Consider the following 4,033-nt stretch of genomic DNA (forward strand, 5'->3'; position numbering starts at 1 on the left):
AGCTGCTTGCTGATGTCATATCAGGTATTCAATTTAAAGATGGTGAGCGGATCACTCAAGATCAAACAGAACATCACGATTCATTGATACACCACATTTGACAATAACTCCCCAGCAAAGTACATACCATCAAATCCAGTGATACAGTAAACTTCATTATTAGCAATTAAATGTTGCGCTGTAATATTGGCCTTTTCCCACGAGCCAGTACCTTGATAATATAAAGACTCTGAAGTGCCAGCATAAATAACACCATCTACATCAGTAAAGCAATTCACTCTATCTTCATGGAAATTAGTGACTTTACACCACTCCCCACCACTTTGGTAATAAATTCCATCAGAAGTACCTGAATTATAAGTACCATATAAATTGGCTATACAGTACACATCAACACCTGATGGAAAGTTTGTTGCGATCTTTCAACTACCACTTAAATAATAAATTGCCATTTTCATACCTTTGATTAAAATTGATTGTTTTATATTGTAACTATGAATTTATAGACACCCATCATTAATGGCATATTTTAAACCCTCTGACTAAGCTTTATGGACTAGTAGATGTCGGAGGTTGCTATGCCACGTCCAAGAAGAACCCTGATTAGTATTGAAGACACTCCCTATTACCATTGCGTAGCCGTGTAGTGCGGCGTGCTTATTTGTGCGGGGATGATAAATACACGGGGAAAAATTATGATCATCGTCGAGGTTGGGTTGAATCTCAACTCCTTAAGTTAACCGAGGTTTTTGCTATTGATGTCGCGGCTTATGCGGTGATGAGTAATCATTTACATGTGGTGCTTTATATTGATGTTAATAAAGCGAATGCTTGGTCAGATAGGGAAGTGATTGAACAGTGGCATCGATTATTTAATGGTACACAGATAACGCAACAGTTTGCTGAAGGTGAAGTGATTGAAGCACATCAAGTCACTCAATTAAAACATCAAATTGCGACGTATCGTTCACGGCTAAGTGACATAAGCTGGTTTATGAGGTGTTTGAATGAACCGATAGCACGACAAGCGAATATAGAAGATAATTGTACAGGTCACTTCTGGGAAGGCCGCTTTAAAAGCCAAGCCTTACTTGATGAAGCAGCAGTGTTAGCTTGTATGGCCTATGTAGAACTCAACCCAATTCGTGCCAATATGGCAAGTACACCAGAGAATTCCGAGCATACTAGCCTTAAACTACGTATTGAAGCTGCGCTAACTGGTAAGCAGCCTAAGCAGTTGTTGCCTTTTATTGGTAATGAGAAAAAACATCAACCCAAAGGTATTACTTTTGAATTAAAAAGCTACCTTGAACTCGTAGATGAAACAGGCCGCCTAATTCGTAATAATAAGCGAGATGACAAGCGGGGGGCGATATCTTCGAATGCAGAGCAGATATTGAATAGACTCAATATACCCGCTGAAAATTGGCTAAAAATAATCACAGAATTCGGAACATTGTTTCATGGCCCTGTAGGTACGTTGCAAGAACTCAGTCGCTATTGTGAGCACTTAGATAAACGACGACGGCATTTTTCCAAATGTTGCCAGTATATGCAGCTAGGCTAGAGCCCAGCTTGTATTTCAAGACCAGAAAGCTCTGAGTCGGTACTTTACACTTCAAATTTCACTCATTCCGCTAATATCACTCATTTTTCAAGCTCAGCAGCAGGCATTATATTAAAAACAGTTTAAGCCATGATTTGATAGATGCTAAGCGTTGATTTCTGATGGGAATCTCGGTATGTTACTGATTAATAATGACTGGCTACCATTGTCGATAGTTTTGATGTTAAAAGGATTCTTATATGAGTGAGGATGCTCAAAGAGTAGATTTTTGAGGTGTCAGTTTTGGATTGTTGTGTCGAAAATTAATTATGGATGTCTTAATTAATTTGTTTGGAGTCATTGATAAAGATATCAATATACAATGGAAAGGCTTGCCCAAAAGCACTAGAGAGAATGACCAAAGTAAGGTCTAAAATAATCAAGACATATATGAACGCTCCCCTTGTTTCAAGCCTGTTTTGACTTTTAGGTAGCCAAAGAAACCTTACCAAGGTTATTTCTCAATGCGATCATTGTGATGCAGCTTGCCTTCACGTCCAAGCCCTCTAGTCCACTTGCATGATTTGAAGGCAAAACAAGTGCTAGATAAATCATCAGCGAAAGGAAAAGGAAGCAGGTTATTGCTTCCTTTTCCTCCTTTCTATTAAGCAATATGTATCTTCAGACTATAAATATCAGATGACAAATTAGTAGTACTCATCACACTCATAAACGGAGGTTGATTGATAGCTATTACGCGACTGACTCACATTAGTATAACGATCGCCTTGTGTATTCGGACCGTTATTAATTGACTGATTTGCCACAGCACAGGCATCGTCATTACTGTTATTTTCACAGAAATCATCGTAATACAGGCCGTTCATCGCACCCACAATTACACCATTGCCTTCTTGGCCACATTGCCATTGAGGAGCCGCTAGGTGCTCCCAATAGCTGCGATCACCAAACAATAGACGCATCATGTCATCTTCATATAAACCTACCCAGTTAAAGGTCCACATAAAGATTGAATTGATATTCTCCATATGCTGGATATCGCCGCTGATGGAGTTAAAAGCTTTATTATCGGCGATTAAGCCAAAAGTACCTATCAAGGGACCGCCTACAGACAAACCACACTGAATACCCCATTCAGAACATTTAGCATTTGCTGCATCGGTATCAGAATTATCGTCAACATCGATGATCAGTAGGTTTTCATCGTGACCACCTAATTGCTCTAGGTTTTGATGGATAGCGGTAACGTATGGCGTATTTAACTCTGTTGCAGGATAAACACCCCAAAACTTACGCATGCTGCCATCGCCTTCACCGACAGAGGTTTTTACTGTCTGTCTAATATCGGCATAATCTGCATCTGTTTTAGTCGTTGATTTAATATCAAACCAAACCGCTGCAATTTGCATACTAAGCTCAGCTGCGTTTAAAATTTCAGATAAATTTACCGCAACGTCATCGCCATCGTGGTACGCACACCAAGTTTCAGCACAAGTCTTTTCCGCAGGCACATCATCACGGTGAGTAATATCAATTTCAATGGCATTAATTCCCAAATCATTATTCGCCGCATTCAGGGCTGAAATACTGTTAACACGATGGGCAAATACCCATGCAGCTTCTGATGCAACAGCACTCGTGGTAAAAAATGAGTGACTCAGTGTACTAGCAGATACAAGCAAACCTGTTATAAATTTATTCATTTTATACATCCCCATAAATAGACTTAAGCTCGAGCATGAAAAATGCTGGTATATATGTATGGCGAGATAACAGCTCTCCATATCGACATTATTCTTGTCTAACTCTGTGTAGAAAGCAGTCGTCTAAGATCAAGGTTACGCAGTTTATTGATTTTTGTGAAATGTAGCAAGTTAGTAACTTAGGTGTTGATAATATATTGGTATTTGTGGTGAGTTTTTAGAAAGTAGAGAAAAGAACAAAAACGGTGTTAACTAGTTCTACCAGTACAAAATAACTAATTGAAATGTATTGCTTTGTTTCTTTATTTTTTGTTTGTAATATGATTTGTCAATAAATAATTTAATTTATTGCTGTTATTTTTCTAAAAGGACTAAAATGAAAGTTTTAACTTTATCATCATTAATATTAGCAACAACAATTCCATTTTTCTGTTTCTCTGCAGAATTTGAAGCAGGTACTTCTGGAGGATATGGAGGTACTCCGTTTATAGATACAGTGCCATCAGATTATTTACAGCTTCGTTCTGTCACTATTTGTGCTGGTAGTCTAATTAACAAACGGTAAACCTCCGGCTCTGCCGGGGTGACTCGCATAGGTTTCACCTATACCGCGGTATAGGTAGGCTCAAGTCTCGACCAAAAGACAGGAGATCAACCTATGCGAGACCCTAAGAGTTTGTCCCATACACGTTGGGATTGTAAGTACCATATTGTATTTATTCCAAAAAAGAGGCGTAAGTTAATATTTGGTGTTATTCGAAAG

Annotated in this window: 3 protein-coding genes and 2 pseudogenes; 3 read left to right on the forward strand and 2 right to left on the reverse strand. The window is 38.7% G+C overall.

Annotation, left to right across the window (positions count from 1 at the left end; genetic code table 11):
- Positions 1-80: 80 nt before the first annotated feature.
- Positions 81-389 carry a hypothetical protein gene (locus L2764_RS26020; RefSeq protein WP_248943254.1) on the reverse strand — a complete coding sequence of 103 codons (309 nt, stop codon included), beginning with the start codon at positions 387-389 and terminating at the stop codon, positions 81-83.
- Between the two features lie 189 nt (positions 390-578).
- On the opposite strand from L2764_RS26020, the pseudogene L2764_RS26025 reads away from it, so the two are divergent.
- A pseudogene (locus L2764_RS26025) lies at positions 579-1,567 on the forward strand (transposase).
- 686 nt (positions 1,568-2,253) lie between these two features.
- Here L2764_RS26025 and L2764_RS26030 read toward each other — a convergent pair.
- Entirely contained in the window at positions 2,254-3,270 is a 1,017-nt protein-coding gene (locus L2764_RS26030) for a PI-PLC domain-containing protein (RefSeq protein ID WP_248943255.1), read from the reverse strand.
- A 376-nt stretch (positions 3,271-3,646) separates the two neighbouring features.
- On the opposite strand from L2764_RS26030, the gene L2764_RS26035 reads away from it, so the two are divergent.
- Both L2764_RS26035 and L2764_RS26040 read left to right on the forward strand, forming a co-directional pair.
- Positions 3,647-3,835, forward strand: coding sequence for a hypothetical protein (locus L2764_RS26035; protein WP_248943256.1), 189 nt, complete (start codon positions 3,647-3,649; stop codon positions 3,833-3,835).
- Positions 3,836-3,928: 93 nt separating this feature from the next.
- Positions 3,929-4,033: pseudogene (locus L2764_RS26040) on the forward strand (IS200/IS605 family transposase); the annotation flags it as partial.

Source organism: Shewanella surugensis (assembly GCF_023284005.1).
Taxonomy (GTDB): domain Bacteria; phylum Pseudomonadota; class Gammaproteobacteria; order Enterobacterales; family Shewanellaceae; genus Shewanella; species Shewanella surugensis.